The 3,759-nt window shown below is 71.6% G+C and carries 4 protein-coding genes and 1 pseudogene; 2 read left to right on the plus strand and 3 right to left on the minus strand.

Annotated features, from left to right (window positions below):
* From ACFE67_RS14415 to ACFE67_RS14425, 3 genes and pseudogenes are all read right to left on the minus strand, one after another.
* Nucleotides 1-474, minus strand: a pseudogene (locus ACFE67_RS14415) (hypothetical protein); the annotation flags it as partial.
* Nucleotides 475-698: 224 nt separating this feature from the next.
* A complete protein-coding gene (locus tag ACFE67_RS14420; RefSeq protein WP_375407566.1) occupies nt 699-1,292 on the minus strand; it encodes a hypothetical protein in 594 nt (197 codons plus the stop codon).
* Between the two features lie 285 nt (nt 1,293-1,577).
* Entirely contained in the window at nt 1,578-1,754 is a 177-nt protein-coding gene (locus ACFE67_RS14425; protein ID WP_375407567.1) for a hypothetical protein, read from the minus strand.
* 132 nt (nt 1,755-1,886) lie between these two features.
* Between ACFE67_RS14425 and ACFE67_RS14430 the strand changes: the two genes are divergently transcribed.
* Nucleotides 1,887-2,633, plus strand: a complete 747-nt coding sequence (locus ACFE67_RS14430) for a matrixin family metalloprotease (RefSeq protein ID WP_375407568.1) — start codon at nt 1,887-1,889, stop codon at nt 2,631-2,633.
* A 306-nt stretch (nt 2,634-2,939) separates the two neighbouring features.
* Nucleotides 2,940-3,759, plus strand: an 820-nt coding sequence (locus tag ACFE67_RS14435) for an ATP-binding protein (RefSeq protein WP_375407569.1), incomplete at its 3' end; no start/stop codon positions are given.

The following is a 3,759-nucleotide window of genomic DNA, read 5'->3' on the forward strand; positions in this document are numbered from 1 at the left end:
CTGCTCATCCGACGCGATCTCGTCGTCCGCGGACTCGGTACCGTCCGCGGGCCCCCGCGGCTGCTCGACGTCTGCGTCGGCGGGCGGTGCGTCGGCGGGTGGCTCGTCGTCAGGGCGATCGTCCACGCGGTCCTCCCCGGGGCCGTCGGCGACCTCGGTCGGGGTCACTGCGCCATCCTGGGGGACGGCATGCTCGGAGTCAGCGGCCTGCGTACCGTCCCGCTCGGAGAGGTTCGTCGACGGCCCCGACTCCGTCACGACCGGCCCACCGGCCAGCATCAGGCCCACCGGGGTCGGGTCGACCGCGCCTACCTCGGGCACGGCCTCGCCCGCGAATGCGCGATGGCGACTGGGGCGTCCTGGCAGCAGCGCGTCCTTGACACTTCGTCCGAGCCCCCGGATCACGATGGGGCCGGTCAGCAGCAGGTTCGCGGCCTGCTCGTCGTCCGGCTTCTTGTCGTGCTTCCCGCTCACCGCTGCATCGCTCCGATCGGTCGCGCACGGTCTGCGCCGGTCCGGTGGTTCCCGCGGCGCGTCGCCGAATCGCCTCCACAGCGGCCTCCGCGACGGTGCGCCGCCGTGAGCGTTCAGGTTACTCAGTCGCCTCCGCGATCCGCCCACGACCGTCGCCTGCCCCGCGTGGGCGCAGCACCGATTCGAGAGGGACTCGACCTTTGATCAGCGGCGATGTCGCTGATCTACTCGGCGGGCGGGTCCTCCCGCAGCGGTGCGAGGCCCCAGAAACGCGCGACACCGATCACGATCGCGGTCCCGATCAGCAGGATCAGCGGCAGCCACTCCGACGAGCTGACGAAGATGCCGCCGGGGATCGCGAGCGCGAAGACGAAGAAGGCCAGCGTCGTGATGACGAGCGCCGCGACGAGGGGCCGCGTCTGCCGCACGGTGAGCTCCCTGCGGGAGAAGTCCTTGAACTTGTCACGGAACGCGAGCCAGACGAATGCCGCGTTCGCGACGAGCGCGATGATCGCCAGCACCCACACCGCGGCGACCTTCTCACCGCTCGTGTTCTCGGTCTGCACGAGGTTCACGCATGCGACGCCCGCGAGGTAGATGGTCAGCGCCTCACTCGGCACGTAGGAGACGAGGCTGGCGAGCCCGGCCCGCTCCCCCGCGCCGATCACGGCGCCCGGCTCGATCTGCGGGATCAGCGGACCGCGCCCCTCCGCAGCCGTGGGCCCGTCGGTGGGTGCCGGAGCGGCCTCGCGGACCGGGACGCCGAGCGCCTTGCCGGTCGTGATCGCCGCGATGCGACCGGCGGAGCGCGCGCTCACCGGATACCGTCGAGAGGGGTCGTGGGCATGGTGTCGGTCCTCGGTCGGTCGTTCGGCAGTCTTCGTGGGTGGTGAAGACGGGCGCCTGACGGGGCACTCGATCGTATGGTGAGTGTCCGCCTGCTGCTACCTGCCATTGAATCGGGAGAAGCATGTGCGTGATCTGGGAATCCGCTGGTCACGGCGGGATGATGGTTTTGGCCAGGCGTCCCTGACGACGGAGGAGGATCGACCTCTCATCGCCGCCGTCGCGAGCCGCCGTCGGACGACGATGCGACGCCGCACTCAGGCGACGGCGACCAGCCCGCACTCGGTGCAGGCCCAGTAGGGCTCACCGCTCGGCGACTCCTCCGCCTCCATCCGCAGGAGGCAGTCGGGGCAGTTCGGGGTGTCGAGGTCGCGGTCGTCGGTGACGTGCGGCACGGCCGCGCCATGCCGCTCCTCGTCGTCGCCGTCCCGCATGACTCCATGGTCCCTCATCCCGCCGACATCGGACAGCACCCGTTCAGGTCCGGTGCAGTCGCGGTGGTGCACGCAAAGCATCCCTCGATCAGGGATCTATGAATCGTGCTCCGGCGCGGGCATCATCGGTCCATGCTCGGTCGCGCACGGCAGCTGACCGCGGCCGCGACGGTGCTCGCGCTTGCGGTCCTCGCCGGCGCGCCCGCAGCGATCCCGCCCGAGCGAGCCGCACCCTCCGCCGCCGCCGCGACCACCGCGGCACGGGTGACCGACGGCCGCTTCGAGCTGCCCTCGACGGTGGACCCATCGAAGCCGATGCGCTGGCCCGCCTGCAGGCCGATCGAGTACCGGATCAACCCGACGGACATGCCGAAGGGCATGACCGCGACCGTCGAGCACGCGATGGGTGTGCTCGCGCGGCAGACCGGCGTGCGGTTCCGCTACGCCGGCCGGACCTCGCGCACGTTCTCCTCCGCGACCCACGCGTCGACGCCGACCATCACCATCGCGTTCACGAGCAAGACGCACGCCGCCGGGCAGACCTTCGGCGGAGCGGGCGGCGAGGTCGGCGTCGGCGGTTCCGTCGGCGCCTGGATGACCTCCGAGGGTCGGACCGTCGAGGGGATCACCTCCGGCCGCGTGCTGCTGTGGTCACGATTCAGCGGCCCGCGCACCGGCGCCGGAGTCGGGTGGCAGGCACTCGTGCTGCACGAGGTAGGGCACGCGCTGAACCTCGCGCATCGGGGCGGTACGACGTCGATCATGCATCCCACGCTCACGGCGTCCACGCCCGGTCGGTACACGGCTGCGGAGGTCCGCGCGCTGAAGCAGGTTCTGCAGACCACGCACTGCGACTACGCGGCTTGGGCGCGGCTCTGAGGTGATCCTCGGGTGTTCGACGGCTCCGAGTGGTCTCGAGGCTCGCTTCGCTCGCACCTCGACCAGCGGGGTGGGGGGCTACCTGCTCGGGATGGGGATACCCGAGCGGGATGGGGATACCTGAGCGGGGTGGGGGGCTACCTGATCGGGAAGGGGGTACCTCATGATGGGTGGTGAGCCGCGATGCGCACGAGATGGACGGATCACGAACATCAGAGTGCTCCGCGGATCGAGGTCTTTCACAAATCGTCGGAATCGGTGACCCTGAACCCTCGTGAGCACCATCCGAACCGTGCCGGCGCACCGATGACCCTCACCACCCCGGACTTCGTGGGCCGCGAACCGATCCTCGACGGTGTCGTCCGCCGGGCCGCCGAGGGGCGCAGCGTCGTGCTCGTCGGTCCGCCGGGCATCGGCCGGAGCCGCATGCTCTCCGAGGCCGCCGCCCGACTCGAGCGGGCAGGCAACCGCGTGGTCCGGCTCACTGCCACCGCATCGGCGTCGTCGGTGCCGTTCGGGCTGTTCCTCGGACTGCTCGACCGCCCCACGATCCTCCGCATCGGCGCGGAGGATGCGCTCGGGCGGGCTGCCCTGGTCCGTGCCGGCGTGCTGGCGCTGGAGATCCGCGTCCTGCTCGTGGACGAGGGCTCCCTGCTCGATCCGGGCTCGGCGGCGTTCCTCCTCGAGCTGGCGCGCGGCACCACCGCGGTCGTCGTCGGCATCACCAGCGGACGGCGCGTCCCCGACGCGCTGCGCGCTCTCGTCGACGACGGCGTCGCTTCGACCGTCCGCCTCGAGCCGCTGAACGCGGCCGGTGGTGCCGCGCTGGCCGCATCCGTGCTCGGCGGACCGGTCGATTCCGCGCTCGCGAATGCGCTCGTCGATGTCACCGAGGGCTCGCCGATGGCGATGCAGGAGGTGCTGCGCGCGGCCCGGCGCAGCGGCGTCGTGCAGTTCGCCGGCGACCTGTGGCGGCTCCGCGGCGACCTCCCCGCGCCCGTCGCAGCGCGCCGGCAGGCGGGGACCGAGTTCAACGCGACCGACGCGGAAGCGCAGGACTGGCTGTGCGCCGTCGCGGTCGCCGACGAGATCGCCGACGACATCGCCGAGCGGCTCTGCTCCGACG

Source organism: uncultured Amnibacterium sp. (assembly GCF_964244015.1).
Classification (GTDB): Bacteria; Actinomycetota; Actinomycetes; order Actinomycetales; family Microbacteriaceae; genus Amnibacterium.